General features: G+C 51.5%; 13 protein-coding genes. 5 read left to right on the forward strand and 8 right to left on the reverse strand.

Going from position 1 to position 19,395, the window contains the following annotated elements:
- Positions 1-61: 61 nt before the first annotated feature.
- From dacB to R0134_RS11870, 3 genes are all read left to right on the forward strand, one after another.
- The gene (dacB, locus tag R0134_RS11860) at positions 62-1,516 is read left to right on the forward strand and encodes a D-alanyl-D-alanine carboxypeptidase/D-alanyl-D-alanine-endopeptidase (RefSeq protein ID WP_319782147.1); all 1,455 of its coding nucleotides are present in this window, start codon (positions 62-64) and stop codon (positions 1,514-1,516) included.
- A gap of 580 nt (positions 1,517-2,096) precedes the next feature.
- The gene (locus R0134_RS11865; protein WP_087034930.1) at positions 2,097-2,360 is read left to right on the forward strand and encodes a GrxA family glutaredoxin; all 264 of its coding nucleotides are present in this window, start codon (positions 2,097-2,099) and stop codon (positions 2,358-2,360) included.
- A gap of 489 nt (positions 2,361-2,849) precedes the next feature.
- A complete protein-coding gene (locus R0134_RS11870) occupies positions 2,850-4,064 on the forward strand; it encodes a pyridoxal phosphate-dependent aminotransferase (RefSeq protein WP_319782150.1) in 1,215 nt (404 codons plus the stop codon).
- 107 nt (positions 4,065-4,171) lie between these two features.
- Here R0134_RS11870 and cls read toward each other — a convergent pair whose 3' ends face one another.
- Complete coding sequence (cls, locus tag R0134_RS11875; protein WP_319782152.1) at positions 4,172-5,629, reverse strand: cardiolipin synthase; 1,458 nt, start codon at positions 5,627-5,629, stop codon at positions 4,172-4,174.
- Positions 5,630-5,716: 87 nt separating this feature from the next.
- Between cls and R0134_RS11880 the strand changes: the two genes are divergently transcribed.
- Positions 5,717-6,262, forward strand: coding sequence for a DUF1439 domain-containing protein (locus R0134_RS11880; protein ID WP_319782154.1), 546 nt, complete (start codon positions 5,717-5,719; stop codon positions 6,260-6,262).
- Between the two features lie 167 nt (positions 6,263-6,429).
- Here the strand turns inward: R0134_RS11880 and purL are convergent, their stop codons facing one another.
- Positions 6,430-10,320 (reverse strand): phosphoribosylformylglycinamidine synthase, encoded by a 3,891-nt coding sequence (purL, locus tag R0134_RS11885; protein WP_319782156.1) that lies wholly within the window; start codon positions 10,318-10,320, stop codon positions 6,430-6,432.
- 373 nt (positions 10,321-10,693) lie between these two features.
- On the opposite strand from purL, the gene mltF reads away from it, so the two are divergent.
- A complete protein-coding gene (gene mltF / locus R0134_RS11890; protein WP_319782158.1) occupies positions 10,694-12,103 on the forward strand; it encodes a membrane-bound lytic murein transglycosylase MltF in 1,410 nt (469 codons plus the stop codon).
- A gap of 634 nt (positions 12,104-12,737) precedes the next feature.
- Here the strand turns inward: mltF and R0134_RS11895 are convergent.
- From R0134_RS11895 to ispG, 6 genes are all read right to left on the reverse strand, one after another.
- Positions 12,738-13,178, reverse strand: coding sequence for a universal stress protein (locus R0134_RS11895; protein ID WP_319782160.1), 441 nt, complete (start codon positions 13,176-13,178; stop codon positions 12,738-12,740).
- Positions 13,179-13,433: 255 nt separating this feature from the next.
- The gene (gene der, locus R0134_RS11900; RefSeq protein ID WP_319782162.1) at positions 13,434-14,975 is read right to left on the reverse strand and encodes a ribosome biogenesis GTPase Der; all 1,542 of its coding nucleotides are present in this window, start codon (positions 14,973-14,975) and stop codon (positions 13,434-13,436) included.
- A gap of 76 nt (positions 14,976-15,051) precedes the next feature.
- Positions 15,052-16,230, reverse strand: coding sequence for an outer membrane protein assembly factor BamB (gene bamB, locus R0134_RS11905; RefSeq protein WP_319782164.1), 1,179 nt, complete (start codon positions 16,228-16,230; stop codon positions 15,052-15,054).
- Positions 16,227-16,883 carry a YfgM family protein gene (locus R0134_RS11910; RefSeq protein WP_319782166.1) on the reverse strand — a complete coding sequence of 219 codons (657 nt, stop codon included), beginning with the start codon at positions 16,881-16,883 and terminating at the stop codon, positions 16,227-16,229. Before R0134_RS11910 ends, bamB begins: the two co-directional genes overlap by 4 nt.
- Complete coding sequence (hisS, locus tag R0134_RS11915) at positions 16,884-18,158, reverse strand: histidine--tRNA ligase (protein ID WP_319782168.1); 1,275 nt, start codon at positions 18,156-18,158, stop codon at positions 16,884-16,886.
- A gap of 118 nt (positions 18,159-18,276) precedes the next feature.
- Positions 18,277-19,395: a flavodoxin-dependent (E)-4-hydroxy-3-methylbut-2-enyl-diphosphate synthase gene (gene ispG, locus R0134_RS11920; RefSeq protein WP_319782169.1), complete on the reverse strand. Its 1,119-nt coding sequence runs from the start codon at positions 19,393-19,395 to the stop codon at positions 18,277-18,279.

Genomic DNA, 19,395 nt, shown 5'->3' on the forward strand with positions numbered 1-19,395 from the left:
GTAAGACGTAAGACGTAAATTATTCAATCATCATTTTATTACTGAAAACGAAGAGACATTAATGCGTTCAACTATTGTCGGCCTTTCGGCCTTGCTGCTCAGCGTGAGTGCGGTGGTTAATACCGCTCATGCCGCTGTTTCACCTGCCCCCGCTAATGGCCAAGCGGCCTGGATACTGGCAGATGCCAACACAGGAAACATTGAAGCCAGCCACAACAGTGAGCTGTTATTAAAACCCGCGTCTACGCAAAAGTTAGTGACCACCTTGGCGGGCGCCTTAGCGCTAGGCCCAGATTGGCGCTACCAAACGCAAGTCTATTATCGCGGCGTGCTTGATAATGGTCATTTAGTGGGGGATTTATTGGTCGACTTCGTCGGTGACCCCACCCTAAAGCGTGAGCAGTTACGTGACTTACTTAAGCGCAGCGGCGTCAAGCAAGTCAGCGGCAACCTGCTACTTAATCAACAGCGTTTTAGCGGCTACGACCGAGGCAATGGTTGGTCTTGGAATGACTTAAGCGTGTGTTATACCGCTCCTGTAGCGGCGCTAATTTTAGACCGCAACTGCGTTCAAGGTGCTTTGTATGCCAACACTGGCCAAGCGGCGCGCGCCACAGTGCCTGCCCATCAGCCCGTTAAGGTCAGTGCCGAGGTTGAAGTGGTGAACAGTACCGAGCAAAAACGCAGCTTTTGCTCGTTGGATGTAGAGATGACACCGCCTAACCAATACCGTCTTACGGGCTGCATTGGCCCGCGCAAAGAGCCGTGGCCCTTACGTTTTGCCATTCAAGATGTGAACGCTTGGGGCCAAGATTTAAGCCGTTGGGCGCTGGGGCAAGCGGGCATTCGTCTCTCTGGCACTATTAAAGACAGCCGCATTCACGTGCAAACAGGCACTCACTTAGCCGCGCAGGATTGGCAGCCAGTGGCCAGCCATCAATCGCCGACCTTAAAAGAGCTAAGTCGCACCATCTTAGAGCACTCAGATAATCTGTATGCAGACAGCTTGTTGCGCACGCTCGGTGCCGAACATTTTCGCCAGCCCGGCAGCTTCGCTAACGGCACGGCAGCGGTGCGCGAAATACTGCTGCAAGAGGCCAATCTCGACTTAGGACCCAGCTGGCTGGCAGATGGCTCAGGGTTATCGGCGCACAATTTACTGCGCGCCCAAGACTTGTTAGCCGTGTTGTTAGTGATTGCGAATGAACCGCGCGCTCAGTGGTTAAAGACGTTATTACCGGTCAGTGGCGAAAGCGGCACCTTGTTGTATCGCAAGAGCGTGCAAGACCCCAGCCTAAAAGGCAAAATTCAAGCGAAAACCGGCACCATTGCTCATGTGCAAAACTTGGCCGGATTTTTAGATACCAACGGCGGCCAACAGAAAGTGTTTGTGCTGTTACAAAATGGCTTATCTATTAGCCCACAGCATGAAAAAGACATAGCCGCCGGCGTTGGCGAATGGCCAGCACGGCGCTTTGAGCGTGAGTGGCTCACGGAGCAAGTGAAAAGTGATTAGGGATTAGGGAGTGGTGAGTGGTGAGTGGTGAGTGGTGAGTGGTGAGTGGTGAGTAAATAAAGTATAGCGCCACGGCGCTAAGCACCAAGCTCAATAAGAAGCGGTGTTTATCCCTATGCCGTCATCCTGATAAAAATCAGGATCTCGCTTTGATCTTTAGGCTTTAAACATAAAAGCGAGATACCGGAGCGAGTCCGGTATGACAGCAAATAATCAAAACCTAGCCCTCTGCCGTCATCCTGACGCACGTCAGGATCTCGCTTTAGATCTTTAAAGACTAAAACCTATTTGCCACGGAAGGCACGGACAAAGGTCGGAAAAATAGTGATCAGATCTGAAAGAGCCAAAGCTAAGATCAAAGCCTTCATTGTTAAAAACTAACTACCAAACCATCAGCAGGCGAGCTCTTACAATAAATAGGCTCTTGTCAGTTTTGATTTTTTCTGCTGGTTCCGTGGATTCCGTGGCAAGATAATGTTTGGAACTTGATTTTTCGGTAGCTGATCGCTTACAGCTCTCGGCTGACAGCTGCGCTTCACACCTGTTAAACTGGGTACAATTAATTCGTTAGGAGATAGATATGTTTGTAGTTATTTTTGGTCGTCCTGGTTGTCCTTTTTGTGTGCGCGCCAAAGAGCTGGCCGAAAAGTTAACCGCGCAACGCGATGACTTCGAGTTTCGCTATATCGACATTCACGCAGAAGGCATTTCTCAAGCCGATTTAGAGAAAACCGTGGGTAAGCCGGTAGAAACCGTGCCGCAAATCTTCCTCGACCAAGCACACATTGGCGGCTACACCGAATTTGAAGCCTACGCCAAAGCTAACTTAGGCTTGTTTGATTAAGCACAAGTGTGATTAAACACAGCGCCGAGCTAATAAATAAAACTGAGCACTAGACGGTAAGCGTTTACCTCTCAGCATAAAAAAACATCGAGCCGCAAACTCGATGTTTTTTTGGTTTGTGCTGGCGGCACAGCTATTTATTTAACATTAACACTGCTCCTCACTAGCACAGAGTTCAGTCTTAGAGCAGAGAATATCAAGTGCCACAATGTCTTTTGTTGAGCTGGGCGCTCGGCGCTGGGTGCTTAGCGCTGTTTTTTCATCACAATCCTCTGCTTACCCCTTTTCATCTTGGCTACAAAGTCTCATCATGGGCTCATATCTCTTTATTTTATTAACCAGCCCTTACTGCCTATTTTTCACTCTTCTTTGATCACGCCCTTGTTAGAGAAACTCTGTTGTCAGAAAGCAGCAGCGAAAAAACAACGTGAAAAAAGCGGAGATGACAGCCAAGCCAAGCTGGTGCCTATGTTGAGGCCATGAACACTTATGTATTCTGTAGATAAATCTCACAAGCTCGATAATGTTTGCTATGACATTCGTGGCCCAGTACACAAAGAAGCCCGTCGTTTAGAAGACGAAGGCCATCGTATTTTAAAGCTTAATATCGGTAACCCCGCCTCCTTTGGCTTTGATGCGCCAGAAGAACTATTAAAAGACGTAATAGTAAATTTGCCCACTAGCCAGGGCTACTGTGAGTCCAAAGGGCTGTTTTCGGCTCGTAAAGCCATCATGCAGTACTATCAGCAGAAAGGGCTGCGCACCGTCGACTTGGAAGATATCTACATCGGCAATGGCGTGTCTGAGCTGATCGTCATGGCCATGCAAGCGCTGCTGAATAACGGCGATGAAATTTTAGTGCCCTCTCCGGATTACCCGCTCTGGACCGCCGCCGTAAACTTGTCTGGCGGTAAAGCCGTGCATTACTTATGTGATGAGCAAGCCGATTGGTATCCGGATTTAGACGATATTAAGTCTAAAATCAGCCCGCGCACCAAAGGTATAGTGCTGATCAACCCCAATAATCCGACCGGTGCCGTATATGGCAGTGAATTTTTGCTAGAAATAGTAGAAATTGCCCGCCAAAACAAGCTGATTATTTTTGCCGACGAAATTTACGACAAAATCCTCTATGACGATGTAGCCCACCATTCGGTGTGCACCTTGTGTGACGATGTCTTGGTGGCCACTTTTAACGGCCTGTCAAAAAGCTACCGCGCCGCGGGCTTTCGCCAAGGTTGGATGCTGATCAGTGGCCCTAAGCATCAGGCAAAAGGCTATATCGAAGGCTTAGAAATGCTGTCCTCGATGCGCCTGTGCGCCAACGTGCCCATGCAGCATTCCATTCAAGCGGCATTAGGTGGCTATCAGAGCATTAATGAGCTGGTGTTGCCTGGTGGCCGATTGCGCCAGCAACGAGATCTTGCGTGGCAGTTACTGAATGATATTCCGGGTGTGTCTTGTGTGAAGCCCAAAGGCGCGATTTATATGTTTCCGCGCTTGGATCCTAAAGTCTATGCCATTAAAGACGACCAAAAGATGGTCTACGACTTACTACTGCAAGAAAAGATGCTAGTAGTACAAGGCACCGGCTTTAACTGGCCAACGCCGGATCACATTCGCATCGTGACCTTGCCGCGCGTTGAAGAATTAGAAGATGCCATCGGCCGCCTCGCCCGCTTCCTGAAGAATTATCAGCAGTAAAAAAGCCATACGCTATAAGCCGTAAGCTATACGTCAAATAAAAATACCGAGCCTGATGTAGGCTCGGTATTTTTTGCTTACGACGTAAAGCGTTCTACGTAAGGCGTTTACAGCAACGGACTCAACAGGTAAAAGAGGTTTTCTAGCACGCGTTTGCGCAAAGGGCGTTTTCGCCATTCCAGCCAAGAGACGCGCCGCGTTTCAGAGAGATAACTGTCAGCTAGGTGTAATAGCTCGCCCATGGCTTGGCCGTCATCAATCAGCAGGGTCATTTCAAAGTTTAGCCACAGACTGCGCTTATCTAAGTTCACCGTACCCACCAAGCCAAACTGATGGTCTACCAGCACGCACTTGGTATGTAACAGGCCTGCACCATAAAGGTGGATCTCAACGCCTGAGCGCAACAGTTCTTCAAAAAACGCATTACAGGCGTAATTCACCATGCGCGAGTCGTTTTTCTCCGGCAAGATTAATTGCACTTCTACGCCGCGATCCGCCGCCGAGCACAAGGCAGCGACCAGTGCATCGTCGGGCACAAAATAAGGCGTGATCAAAACGAGTCTGCGGCGCGCCTGATACACAGCTGTCAACAGACTTTGCTGAATAGCATCGCCGCCCATAAAAGGGCCTGATGGTAATAATTGTAATTTGAGCTGACTGTCTAGGCAGCTAATGGGGTGATATTCGAGTTGCTCGAGTAAGCGCTCACCGGTTTCCATTTCCCAATCCCAGACAAACAAGGACCAAAAAATCGGCACTATGGGCCCGCGAATACGCAGCATAATATCGACCCATTCTCCCACGCCGGCGCCTTGTTTAAAGCAGCTCGGATCCACCAAGTTCATGGAGCCGGTATAGGCCACATCATCATCAATTACCACTAACTTGCGATGCATACGCAAATCTTGGCGCTCAAACAATAATCTAAACGCACCCACGGGCAGCACTTCGACGACCTTAACGCCGGCTTGGCGCAACTTGCTCGGCCAGGGGCTACGAAAAAAGTTGGCACTGCCCACTGAATCCAGTAATAAACGGCAATCCACACCACGGGCCGCCGCGTCCATTAATTCAGTAGCGATATCATCGGCGCGCCCACCCGCATGCCAGATATAAAACTCTAAATAACAGGAGCTGCGTGCATTGCGAATGTCATCTTGTAATGCCCCTAAAATACGCCCTGGCTCTTCCAATAAATGCATGGCATTGCCGCTCAGCATCGGCATATTAAGGCGCGCTTTAACCAGCTCATAAATGGGCAGCGCCGGCTCGCTCACCTCAAACGACTGCCCAGGAAAGCGGCTGACCAGCACGTTTATCCAATCTGCGTAGGGCTTATACATGGCTTTAGCACGCTCGGCGCGTTTGCGACCTAAGCGCACTTCGCCAAGCAAGATATAGGTGGCCACGCCTAAAATGGGGATCGCATAAATCAGCGCCAGCCAGGCCAAAGACACGCCCACTGGGCGGCGTTTCATCACTACCCTAAAGGTCACGCCGAGCACTAAGCTGGTGTGGGCCAGAAATAACAGCCAACCGAGCGCGGTGTAAATATAATCAGTCAAAAATGGCTTGCTCCTGTTAAGTGAGACGGTGCAGACTAGCGACTGCCGTAATAAAGGTACAGAAAATTAAGGGGAGGATACAGACCGATGAAAATTATAATGTTTTTACTGATACTTGCCACCAGTGGCGGCGCATGGGCTCAAGCACTGACGCTCAGCGAGCAGCAATTAAATCAGGGCCTGAATCAACAACTAGGTAAAGAGTTTCCCTTAGGTCTCGGCTCTTGGTTGTCGGCTAAGGTGAAAATGCAGGACGTGAAAGTGGAGCTGGGTCGCCAATCACCTGATAAGGCGCGGGTGCTGGGCCAAGCCTTAATCACGCTTAATCAAGGCCAAAACCGCTACCACTGGGACATAGCCGGCGATTTTAATGCCCGGCCTCGTTACGATAACGAGCAAGGCGCGCTGTTTTTAGATGAGTTTGAACTGCTCAATTACCAATTAAATGAGGGAAGCAGCTCGCCTCAAGCACGCTTTATGCTGCCCATGTTACTGCAAGCACTCACCGGTTATCTGTCGCAATATCCGGTATATACGCTCGATGACAACGACCCTTTACAGCGCCAATTAAAAAGCCAGCCTCTGAGCTTAGAGATAACCCCCGGCCAAGTTTCCTTATTCAGCGTCAACTAATGGCGCAAAGCGTCGAATAGATGCTCCCGCGCTGTAAGCCTGCCTTATGCTCCACAGCCCAAGCCTGCGCCTGAACCAAAATATAGACTCACATAGAAAATAACAAGCCCGCATCAAAGCGGGCTTGTTATTATTCGTAGTAGCTTAAAAATTTAGACTTAAGCTGCCTAGCCGATGTGCTTGCGGGCATTACGGAACATGCGCATCCAAGCGCCGTCTTCCGCCCACTCGTCTGGGTGCCACGAGTTAGCAACGGTGCGGAACACCCGCTCCGGATGCGGCATCATGATGGTCACGCGACCGTCGGTATTGCTTAAGCCAGTAATACCGTTCGCCGAACCGTTAGGGTTAAACGGATACTGCTCTGTGCTTTGTCCCTGATGATCCACGAACCGCAGCGCCACTGTGCCGCTGGCTTCGATGGCATTTACGTCCGCATTCAAGGTTTGAATACGACCTTCACCGTGAGATACCGCAATCGGCATGCGAGAGCCGACCATGCCCGATAAGAATAGGCTTGGGGATTCTTGTACTTCCACCAAGCTAAAGCGTGCTTCAAAACGCTCGGACTGGTTGCGTACAAAATCCGGCCAGTGTGCAGCACCCGGGATCAGGTCGCGCAGGCGAGATAACATCTGACAGCCGTTACACACACCCAGCGCAATGGCGTCTTCCCGCGCAAAGAAGGCGGCAAACTGCGCGCGCAAGGCTTCGTTAAACAGCACCGACTTAGCCCAACCACCGCCAGCACCTAAGACGTCGCCGTAAGAGAAGCCACCACAGGCGACCATGCCGGCAAACTCATCTAAGCGGTAACGACCACTTTGTAAGTCGCTCATATGCACGTCCACGGCGGCAAAACCGGCGCGGTCAAAGGCGGCGGCCATTTCCACGTGGGAGTTGACACCTTGCTCACGCAAAATCGCCATCCGCGGCTGCACACCTTTAGCAATAAAGGGCGCGGCTATGTCTTGTTTAGGGTCGAAGCTCAAACTTACAGACAAGCCTGGGTTGTCCGCATCCAACTGGGCGGCAAATTCGGCTTTGGCAGACTCAGGGTTATCACGCAGGGTTTGCATCTGAAAGCTGGTTTCAGACCACAAACGGCGCAGTTCAACCCGCGACTCGCTGTACAACTCTTTGCCCGCAAAGGCGAAGCGCACTTGGTTATCCGAGTTCGGCTTACCCACGACATGACTGCAGGCGGCCAAACCATGACCGGCTAAGCAGGTTAATACGGCTTCTTTGTCTGCTTGACGCACTTGCAGCACGGCACCTAACTCTTCGTTAAACAAGCTCGCTAAGTGATCTGCACCTAAGGAGTCCAGCTCGATATCTAAACCGGTGTTGCCGGCAAATGCCATCTCCGCCAAGGTGGCAAATAAGCCGCCGTCGCCGCGGTCGTGATAGGCCAGTAACTTTTTATCGGCCACCAAGGTTTGGATGGCGTAGAAGAAGTTCTTCAGCTGAGCTGGGTTATCCAAATCAGCCGGTGTGTCACCTAACTGACGATACACTTGTGCCAAGGCAGACGCACCGAGGCGATTTTTGCCGTTACCTAAGTCAATCAGGATCAGGTTGGTGTCGCCAAGATCGGTACGCAACCAAGGGGTAATGGTGTTGCGCACATCACTGACGCGGGCAAAGGCGGTGATCACCAAAGACAAAGGCGAAGTCACTGATTTCTCAACGCCCTCCTCCGTCCAGCTGGTCTTCATCGACATGGAGTCTTTGCCCACCGGTATGGTAAGTTCTAACTCAGGGCACAGCTCTTCGCCGACCGCTTTCACCGCTGCATACAAACCTGCATCTTCACCTGGGTGACCGGCGGCGGACATCCAGTTAGCAGATAGCTTGATGTTTTTCAGCTCGCCAATTTGAGTGGCTGCAATATTGGTGATGGCTTCTGCCACTGCTAGGCGTGCCGAAGCCGCATAGTCGAGCAGTGCCACGGGTGCGCGCTCGCCCAGCGACATGGCTTCACCGGCATAGGTATCGTAGCTGGCGGCGGTGACCGCGCAGTCGGCTACCGGTACCTGCCAAGGGCCAACCATTTGGTCGCGGGCCACTAAACCGGTCACAGTGCGGTCACCGATAGTAATCAAGAAGCTTTTATCGGCCACGGTCGGCAGCGTCAGCACGCGCTCGGCGGCGTCTTGGATGGTGATATTGCTTAAATCCAGTGCAGGGCTGTGATGGCGAGCCGTAGCTGCGTCACGCTGCATCTTAGGCGCTTTGCCCAACAGCACGTCCAGCGGCATATCAATCGGCTGATTATCAAAGTGTGTATCGTGCAAGCTTAAGTGACGCTCATTGGTGGCTTCACCCACCACCGCGAACGGGGCGCGCTCGCGACGACAAATGGCTTCAAATTCGGCCAAACGCTCAGGGGCGACCGACATCACGTAGCGCTCTTGCGACTCGTTACACCAGATTTGCAGCGGGCTCATGCCCGGCTCGTCATTGGGAATATCGCGCAGCTCAAAACGACCACCGCGATTGGCGTCATTCACCAGCTCTGGCATGGCGTTTGATAAACCGCCGGCACCCACGTCGTGAATAAACTGAATCGGGTTGTTATCACCCATGGCCCAGCAGCGGTCGATCACTTCCTGGCAGCGGCGCTCCATTTCTGGGTTTTCACGCTGTACCGAGGCAAAATCCAGATTCTCACAAGACTCACCAGAAGCCATACTTGAGGCTGCACCGCCGCCCAAACCGATATTCATGGCCGGGCCGCCCAGTACGATCAGCTTGGCACCGACGGTGATTTCACCTTTTTGTACGTGCTCGGCGCGAATATTACCCAAACCACCGGCCAACATGATTGGCTTATGATAGCCGCGCACTTCTTCGCCGTTAAAGCTGGAGACTTTTTCTTCGAAGGTACGGAAATAACCGAGCAAGGCCGGGCGACCAAATTCGTTATTAAAGGCAGCACCACCCAGTGGACCTTCGATCATGATGTCCAAGGCGCTGACGATGCGCTCTGGCTTACCAAAATCGTGTTCCCACGGGCGCGCGTAGTTAGGTATTTTCAGGTTAGACACACTGAAACCTACTAAGCCAGCTTTGGGCTTAGAGCCGCGACCAGTCGCACCTTCATCACGAATTTCACCGCCAGAGCCGGTGGCAGCACCGGAGAAAGGGGCGATCGCCGTCGGGTGGTTATGGGTTTCGACCTTCATCAAGATATGAATATCTTCTTGATGGTAATCGTATTCACCGGACTCAGGCTTAGCAAAGAAGCGACCGGCCTTGGAGCCTTCCATGACGGCGGCGTTATCTTTATAAGCAGACAACACCTGCTCGGGTACTAATTTGTGGGTGTTCTTGATCATGCTAAACAGCGACTTAGGCTGCTCGACGCCGTCTATGGTCCAGTCGGCGTTAAAAATCTTATGACGACAGTGCTCAGAGTTTGCTTGGGCAAACATATAGAGCTCAATGTCGTTGGGGTTACGGCCTAAGCCGCTAAAACCCTCAAACAGATAGTCGATTTCATCTTCGGCCAATGCCAGCCCTAAGCGCAGGTTGGCTTCGACTAAGGCATTACGGCCTTGAGCCAGAATATCCACTGAGCTGACCGGTGCCGGCTCAGCTTGAGCAAACAAGCAAGCTGCGTCTTCGAGTGCGCCAAAGGTCGCTTCGGTCATGCGGTCGAACAACAAGCCTTTAATGGCTTCCAGTTCGGCGCCGCTTGGCGCTTGGGTAAAGCGTAAGTAATAGCAAATACCGCGCTCAATACGTTGCACCTGATGCAGGCCGCAGTTATGGGCAATGTCGGTGGCTTTCGTCGACCAAGGGGAAAGCGTGCCGGGTCTTGGCGTAACCAATACCAGCAAGCTGTCAGCGGCGGGCACTATGCCTTGGGCTGGGCTGTCGAGTAAGTCGATGAGGGTGTTGCGAGTGTCCGCCTCGAGGTTGGCGTTCAGGGCAACAAAGTGTACGTATTCGGTTTCAATCTCAGCCAGCGGTAAGGCCAGTTGCTGAGCTTGGCGAACCAAGGCTTGGGTTCTAAAACCGGACAAGGCGGGTAAGCCGCGCAGTATTTCCATAGTGGCAATTCTCAAAGCTGAGTGAATGGGGGGATGAGAAGTTGCGCTATTATAGGTTTCCCCTCCTGCTCTGTCGACGCCCATTTATGAGGCCGCGTATTAAGGCTTCACTTAAGGCTCAGCCCTTAATTTAGTAACGCAGTGATTTACCCGATGCAGCTTGCCAAGTTCTGACGCCCCGCCTATAAGGAACAGTGATTTATTAGCGGCCGTTTCTCGGGAGCCAAAGCCGACATAACCAGCAACCAAGTCGTTAAATCATAGCTTTTGCTAAGTTAATGAATAAAGTTCTGCGCTGATAAGCCACAGCTGGCCTGACGCAAGCTGCAACTTCTGTTATAAAATGGCCACAGTGCAACATGAGGGTCGGCTTTTGCGCCAAGTATTATTATCCACACTGCTATTAATAAGCCTGATGCTACAGGGCTGTGATAACGCTGAGCCTAACAGCAATCAACTAGAACATATTCAAGCCCGTGGCCAACTGCGAGTGGGCACCTTGTATCATCCACTTTATTACTTTTTGCGCGATGGCCAGCAAGAAGGCTTGGATTATGAGCTGGCCTCTCAGTTTGCTCACTCTCTGGGGGTTGAGCTGTCCATGGTGCCCGCTTATAACTTAAATGCGTTATTTGCCCTGTTAGACTCAGGAGAAGTAGACATGCTGGCGGCGGGTCTTGCCAATACCGCGGCGCGGCGCCAGCATTATCGCTTTAGCCCCAGCTACTATCATATTGCGCACACCTTGGTGCATCGCAAAGGCACCCGTAAGCCGCTGAATGTGAGTCAAATCGACGGCACTATTTCGGTGCTTGCAGGTTCTAGCCAAGCCCAGTCCTTATATCAATTACAACAAGAGCTACCCGAGCTGCAGTGGGAACCACGCTATGATGCAGACGAAGAAGACTTATTGCGCCAAGTGGCCGAAAATAGCACCGACTACACAATGGTAGCCGATATTTTATTGGCCAGAACCCAGCGCTATTACCCGAATATTGAGGCAGCCTTTACGCTAGGCGAGCCGCAGTCCGTGGCTTGGATGTGGGATAAACGCGCCGACGACAGTGCACTTGGCGCCATGCTGGATTTTTTTGCCGAGCAAGCTGACAGTGGCGCCTTGGCGCGCTTACATGAGAAATACTTTGGTCATATACAGCACTTTGATTATGTGGATACTCGCACCTTCTTAAGCCGCATAGACACCTTATTGCCGCGCTATCAGCCGTTGTTTGAGCGCCATGCGGGCGAGCTGGATTGGCGGTTATTGGCGGCCATGAGCTATCAAGAGTCACACTGGGATCCGAATGCCGAGTCTTATACCGGCGTACGAGGTATGATGATGCTGACTGAAGATACTGCCAAAATGGTGGGAGTCACAAACCGACTGGATGCGGAGCAAAGTATTCGCGGGGGTGCCCAATATTTAGCCTCGTTAATGGGCCGCTTACCGGATTCAATACCTGAGAGCGAGCGAGTCTGGTTTGCGCTGGCGTCCTACAATATCGGCTTAGGTCATGTGCTGGATGTGCGCCGCCTCACTCAACAATTAGGCCAAGACCCCGATACTTGGGCACAAGTGAAAGTCAATTTACCGCTGCTGCATCAACCTAAGTGGTACAGTCAAACACGCTATGGTTATGCGCGGGGCCGAGAAACCAAACAGTTTGTAAATAATATTCGCCAGTATTATCAAAGCTTGCTCTGGCAAGATAATGCTCGCACCGACTCGAGCCAAAGCGCGCAAACAGAGCCGGTTAGCCCTCCGTCTCTGCCGGAGTCATAATAAAAAGTCACAACCAAGAGCCAGAATAAATAACCGTAAGAAAGAATCGTAATAGAGAGCCGTAATCAAAATGTCACTTTACCTTAGGTAACAGCTGAGATTTACTACCCTCCCACACACAGCGCAGACCATCAGTCAGCGCGACCGCCATATAAGGACCTAGGATGCAAAAGCGAAAGTATAGTGTATTAAAACAGCGTAAAACCGTTGGGTCTTCGCGGCGCAATATTTTATTACAAAAAGTACGGCGCAAAATACTGCGCCGTAATAACGCCTACTTTCTGACTAGCCAAGATCACAGCGATCACTCAACGCCTGTAGCAACTGTATAAGCGCAGGCGTAAGTACCGGTGTAAGTGCAGCAGTAAGAAAAAATTGAATCTAAAAATAGCCCCCAGCTATATAAAAAGCAGATAAAAAAACTAGATTTAAAGATTTGAGACTTCTTCGCCACGGAAGATGAAGATAAGACAAAAACAGACCATTTATGAGTCAATGCGCTTACAATAGATAAGCATTTTGGGCGTTATTTTGTCGTTATGCTTCCGTGTATTCCGTGGCAAAAATAGGTTTATCTTTAGCTCGGCGTTATGTCTCCACCATTAACAGATTCCACGATTAACGGATTCTTTTGTTAACGAACGGTAATGACGCCGCACTTGGCACTGTGGCTTACCTTATGCGAGACGCTGCCCATCGCCATTCCCTCTAGATTGCCCAAGCCGCGGCACCCCATCACAATCACATCGACCCCCAGATCCTCAGCCTCTTGAATAATAGCGCGAGCCGGCTCGCCCCGAACCACATGCGCCTGCACTTGCGTCACCCCTAAGGCGTTCGCCTCCTGTACCGCTCGCTCTACTACCTTATTGCCGGTGACTTCCAGATCTTCAGGACTATCGCCTAGTGCAACCGCCCCTATGCCCCAGGTCATCATGGCGGGATGCTGTAACACCTCAGGTGCATGCACTATATGCATCTGGGCATCATCTTGCCGAGCCAAATGACAGGCCAAAGTCAGAGCCTTTTCACTTTGTTTAGAACCATCAATCGCAACCAGTAATGACTTATACATACGTGCCTCCATATCCATACCGACCGTCCAGTTATTCAATCTTAGCCGATGAAAGACATTTAGCGTCGGGCCAGAAAAAACGCTGAGAGCTCGCGACCTTAAAAATAGCGCGCAGTAAGCCGCTAACAACAATCAAGCACTCAGCACTGAACTGGTTAAGCGACGGCAGATATCAATACTTTCGGTTGCTTCTGGCTGGATTTTAGTCCAAAAAAAACGCCAGCTAAGCTGGCGTTTTTTTAGTAGAAAAAAATGTTACTTTTTCTTTTTGTTAAACTTCATCAGACGCTTACGCTTGCGCATCTGGTTAGGTGTCAACTTATTCTTGATACCTGCATACGGGTTTTCACCTTCGTTGAATTCGACCCGTATCGGCGTACCCATAATTTGTAAGGAACGACGGAAGTAGTTAATCAAGTAACGCTTATAAGAATCAGGTAAGGCTTTTACTTGGTTGCCGTGCACGATAATGCGCGGTGGGTTATAACCGCCCGCGTGAGCATATTTCAGCTTCACGCGACGACCGCTCACCAAGGGTGGCTGGTGATCGTCTTGCGCCATCATCATGATACGGGTCAGCATGGACGTATTGACGCGTTTGGTGGCAGAGGTATACGCCTCCTTAACCGAGTCAAATAAGTTACCCACGCCGCTGCCGTGCAGTGCCGAGATAAAGTGCAAGCGGGCAAAGTCGATAAAGCCTAAGCGACGATCCAATTCGCGCTTAATTTCTTCGCGCACATCATTCTCTAGCCCGTCCCACTTATTGACCGCTAATACGATACTACGGCCCGCATTCAGCACAAAGCCGAGCAAGCTTAAGTCTTGTTCGGAAATACCTTCGCGCGCGTCCACGATCAACAGCACTACGTTGGCATCTTCGATGGCTTTTAGGGTTTTGATCACCGAGAATTTTTCAACGGTTTCATTCACTCGCCCGCGACGGCGTACACCCGCAGTATCGATCAAGATGTAATCTTGCTCGTCACGCTGCATCGGAATATACACAGAATCACGGGTGGTACCGGGTTGGTCATATACCACTACCCGCTCTTCGCCTAAGATGCGATTGGTCAGCGTCGATTTGCCCACGTTGGGGCGACCCACGATGGCGAGCTTAATCGGTAAGTCCGCAAACTGCTGAGCATCTTCTTCGTTGGCTTCATCCATCACCGCGAGCAAGTCTTGAATTTGGTCTTCATCGAGATCCGAGAAATCAAACTCATCAACCGCGTCGTCATCGGCTTCTTCTTCAGCTTCTGCTTCTGCGGCCGCAACCAATTGCTCATGCTCGGCGGCCAGCTCTTCTAATTGCGGCGCTAAGGCAATTTCAATCAGGCTGAGTACGCCACGACCGTGGGTGGCGGCAATCGGGTACACCTCGCCTAAGCCCAGCTGATAAAATTCGCTGACGGCGGAATCGGCGTCTATGCCGTCGGTTTTGTTCACCACCAGCAAGGTGCGCTTATGACAACGGCGCAAGTGTGCGGCTATGCCTTCATCGGCTGAGCTCAAGCCCGCTCGGCCATCAACCATAAACAGCACAACATCGGCTTCATCAATAGCGGCCAGTGACTGCGCGGCCATTTTCAGCTCTATGCCTTCTTCTGTGCCATCGATACCACCGGTATCGACCACAATAAATTCCAGCTCACCAATTTTGGCTTGGCCGTATTGGCGATCGCGGGTTAAACCGGGAAAGTTGGCGACAAGCGCATCTCGGGTGCGGGTTAAACGGTTAAATAAAGTGGATTTGCCCACATTAGGGCGACCCACCAGAGCCACAACTGGCATCATAAAATCTGTCTCCAAAAAACAATAACGGCTCCTGATCGTGGGATCAGGAGCCGGTGGTGTCACTTAACTGCCGGGATCAAGGTTGGTCTATGGCCAACAAATCTCCACTGCGGCTTTGCACATAAAGCGTATTACCGGCGACAATAGGCGCTACATAAAGCCCCTTACTATCAATACGCTGAAGCGATTTAAGTACACCAGTTTGGCTATCAAACCAGTACAAATAACCCTGTGCATCCCCGGCCACCAGATAATCACCAAACACGACCGATGCGGTTAGCTGGCGGTTTTCCAGCTCGGTGTTCGACCATACTTCCATGCCACTGCGGGCATCGACCGCAAACAAGTGGCTGCGGCTATCACTGATATAAAGTAGGCGTCCGTCGGTGCTGAGATCCTGAGAGCCCTGATATTGGCGCTTCCATAATTCTTGCCCCGAAATCAACTGATGAGCAGTTAGCTGGCCATTATAAGCGATTGTGAACAGAATATCGCCCAAAATCACCGGTTTGGCCGCCACATCCACCATGCGCTCCAACTCAGTGGCACCGCGCGGATTAGCGATACGGGTATCGCGTACCGGCTGACCATTGGCCAACAAGGCAATGCCTAAGCGACCGTCAGCACGACCGTATAACACGGCGCCTCCCGCAGTTACTGGGGTGGCTTGGCTGCGCAAGGTCAGGCTGGGCTGCTCATTGCGCAACTGCCATTGCTGGACGCCACTGCTGGAGTCGAGGGCAATTAAGTTGCCGGCGCTGGTGTGCACCACCACTTTGCCATCGTCCACAGCCGGTGCGGCTAATACTTCACCCGCTACCGTTTGCGTCCAGAGCAATTCGCCGTCTGCTTGGCTTACGGCATACACCAGGCCATTTTCTGAGCCAAAATAGAGATTGCCATAAGCGGCCACTAAACCACCGGCGATGCGCGGGCTACGCTGTTGCTCGTTAATGGCTAGCTTATCGAGTCGCAACTGCCATTGGCGCTTGCCCGTTTCTTTATCGTAGGCGGCCAACACCCCATCACGGGAGGCGGCGAACACACGATCGCCTTCAACCACAGGTTTAAGCTGTGAATAATATTCACCCACACCTTTGCCGATGGACGTAGACCAGCGGGCCTTGGTGTTTAAGGTATTACCCACATCCGGTAAGGGGCTAGCCGGCGCTAAGTCAGGCGTGCTTGAGCAGGCCACTATGCTTAAGCCCAATAGGGCTGGCAACAGCAAGTTTAAGGATTTGCGTACACTCATACTTTATCGCTCTGTGCCGGATTAGCAGTTGGACTTACCGCCAAGTTGTCCAATTTCAGTTTCAGCGCCGGATTGTTATTCAAACCGCCCGCTTCTTCCGCTGCTTGGTAAGCCTTATAAGCCTCATCCGTATTGCCTTGGGCCGAGTACAAGTCACCTTGAATTTCGCTGCGCTGGGCACTGAACGCGTCTTGCTTAACGCCATTAAGCTGGGCTTGGGCCTCGTCAGCCTTGTCTTGAGCTAATAGCACTCGCGCCAAACGCAGGCGTATGGTCTCGCTAATCGCAGCATCTTTACTGCCGGCCAGAGCCAGCTCTAGTTGCTGCTGTGCTAATGGCAGCTGATTAGCTTTTACGGCTTCGCCTGCCAGTAATAAAGCGGCAAGCTCACCGTAGTTATTGCCTTGGTTTTGTTCAACGAACGCCGCGACCTCAGTAAAGGCATCGGGCCCTTGGGTCGCTAACTTAGTACTGACATTGGCAAAGTTATCCGCACCGGCAGCGCGCGTTTCGACTTGCTGATCTTGATAATAACGCCAGCCAAATAAACCGCCTAAGCCCACTACTGCACCCAAAATAATGGACTTTCCGTATTCTGCCCACCAACGTTTGATGGTTTCTAGTTGCTGTTCTTCCGTGCTATTAAAGTCCACTTAGATCACCTTTTTCAGCTGTGCAATAAGTTCATCCAGCGCCAAGGTTTGTTGCTCGCCTTGACCGCGTAAATATTTAACCGTGACTTCAGAACGCGCCACTTCATCTTCGCCCAAGATCAAGGCAATACCGGCGCCACTCTTGTCGGCACGTTTTAATTGCTTTTTAAAGTTACCGCCGCCGCAATGGCTGAGCACTTTAAGTTCGGGTAATTGGTCGCGCAATTGCTCGGCCAGTGCAAAACCCGCCGTTTGAGCGCTGTCACCCATAATGGCGATATAAATATCGGCTAAGGCTGGCTCGCTCGCATCCGGGTTAAGAGTTTCGAGCAGCAGTACTAAACGCTCCATGCCCATGGCAAAGCCTACCGCAGGAGTAGCTTGGCCACCGAGTTGCTCCACTAAACCGTCGTAACGGCCGCCACCACATACCGTGCCTTGGGCGCCCAAGCTCTCGGTCACCCACTCAAATACCGTGAGGTTGTAATAATCAAGGCCACGCACCAAGCGCGGATTAACCTCAAACTCGATACCCGCGGCGCTGAGTAACGCCGTTAAGCCCGTAAAGTGGGCTTGGGTTTCTTCGCCAAAGTAATCGCTAAGTACGGGTGCGTCATGCAACAGCGCTTGTACGTCTGGGTTTTTACTGTCTAGTACGCGCAGCGGATTGGTGTGCAAACGGCGCTGGCTATCTTCATCAAGCTGGTCAAAAAACTGCTCTAGGTAAGCCACCAAGGCTTGGCGATATTCAGCCCGCTCACTCGGTTGGCCAAGGCTGTTGAGCTGCAAGACTAAATGCTCGCTCACGCCTAATTGCTTCCACAGGCGCGCGGTAAGCATGATCAATTCGGCATCTATGTCTGGTCCTTGCAGGCCAAACACTTCCACGCCAAATTGATGGAATTGACGATAACGGCCTTTTTGCGGACGTTCATAGCGAAACATCGGACCCATGTACCACATGCGTCGTTCTTGGTTGTACAGCAAACCATGCTCGATGCCAGCACGCACGCAACCTGCGGTACCCTCCGGGCGCAAGGTCATGCTCTCGCCATTGCGATCGTCAAAGGTATACATTTCTTTTTCGACCACATCGGTCACTTCACCGATGGCACGACGAAACAGGCCAGTGGTTTCCATGATCGGCATGCGCACTTCGGCGTAACCGTAGCTGCTCATTAACTGACGTAATGCGGACTCTGCCGCTTGCCAGGTCGGTGCTTGCTCCGGCAGACAATCGTTCATGCCGCGAATTGCTTGGATCTTTTTTGCCACAACTTTTGCCACAACAGTATCTCTATTAATTAAAACCCAGCCCTGACGGGCGAATGAATGCATAGTCACATCAGCATTGAAACGAACTCAAGGTTCGCGCTGAATATTATTGATGGTTTTACTTTTGCTGCTTGATGGCAATGCGCGAGCTCGGGTCCATCATGGCGGCCTTGGCGCGAATGCGCGCTTCTAGCACATCCACTAAGTTGCGATTATCTAGCCGCCCCACGCGCTCACCACCCTCATAGAGGGCACTTTTGCGCTGGGCTCCCGCTAGGCCTAAGTCGGAAATTAATGCCTCACCCGGGCCATTCACCACGCAGCCAATAATGGACACATCCATCGGCAGCACTAAGTCTTCCAGCCGTTGTTCGAGCTCATTAACTGTGCTTATCACATCAAATTCTTGACGTGAGCAAGACGGACAAGCGATAAAATTAATACCGCGCGAGCGAATACGCAGGGATTTGAGAATATCAAAACCCACTTTAATTTCTTCTACCGGATCTGCGGCCAAGGACACGCGCAAGGTATCGCCGATTCCATCGGCTAACAACATGCCCAGACCAATAGCAGACTTAACGGCGCCGGCACGAAAGCCGCCGGCTTCGGTTATACCTAAATGCAGCGGCTGCTCAATTTGGCGCGCCAGTTCACGATAAGCGCCCACGGCTAAGAACACATCTGAGGCTTTTACGCTGACTTTAAATTGGTCGAAGTTCAATCTGTCTAAGATGTCTACGTGGCGCATCGCCGACTCAACCAAGGCGGCGGAATTTGGCTCGCCGTATTTCTCTTGGATGTCTTTTTCTAATGAACCGCCGTTAACGCCGATACGAATGGGAATACCTTTATCGCGGGCGCAATCGACCACGGCACGGATCCGCTTTTCATTACCAATATTACCGGGGTTAATACGCAGGCAATCGGCGCCATATTCGGCCACTTGCAGCGCGATGCGATAATCAAAATGGATATCGGCGATCAGCGGCATTGTGGTACCGGCGCGGATCAATTTGAATGCTTCGGCGGCTTCCATGGTCGGCACAGAGATACGCACTATATCGGCGCCGACTTTTTCTACGGCACGAATTTGGGCAAGCGTTGCCTCAACATCCGTGGTCAGGGTGTTGGTCATGGTCTGTACGGTAATGGGGGCATCTCCCCCGACCAATACCGAGCCGACGCGAATTTGCTTGGAGAGGCGACGTTTGATGGGAGTTTCAGGTAAGGACAT

The organism is Oceanisphaera sp. IT1-181, from assembly GCF_033807535.1.
Taxonomy (GTDB): Bacteria; Pseudomonadota; Gammaproteobacteria; order Enterobacterales; family Aeromonadaceae; genus Oceanimonas.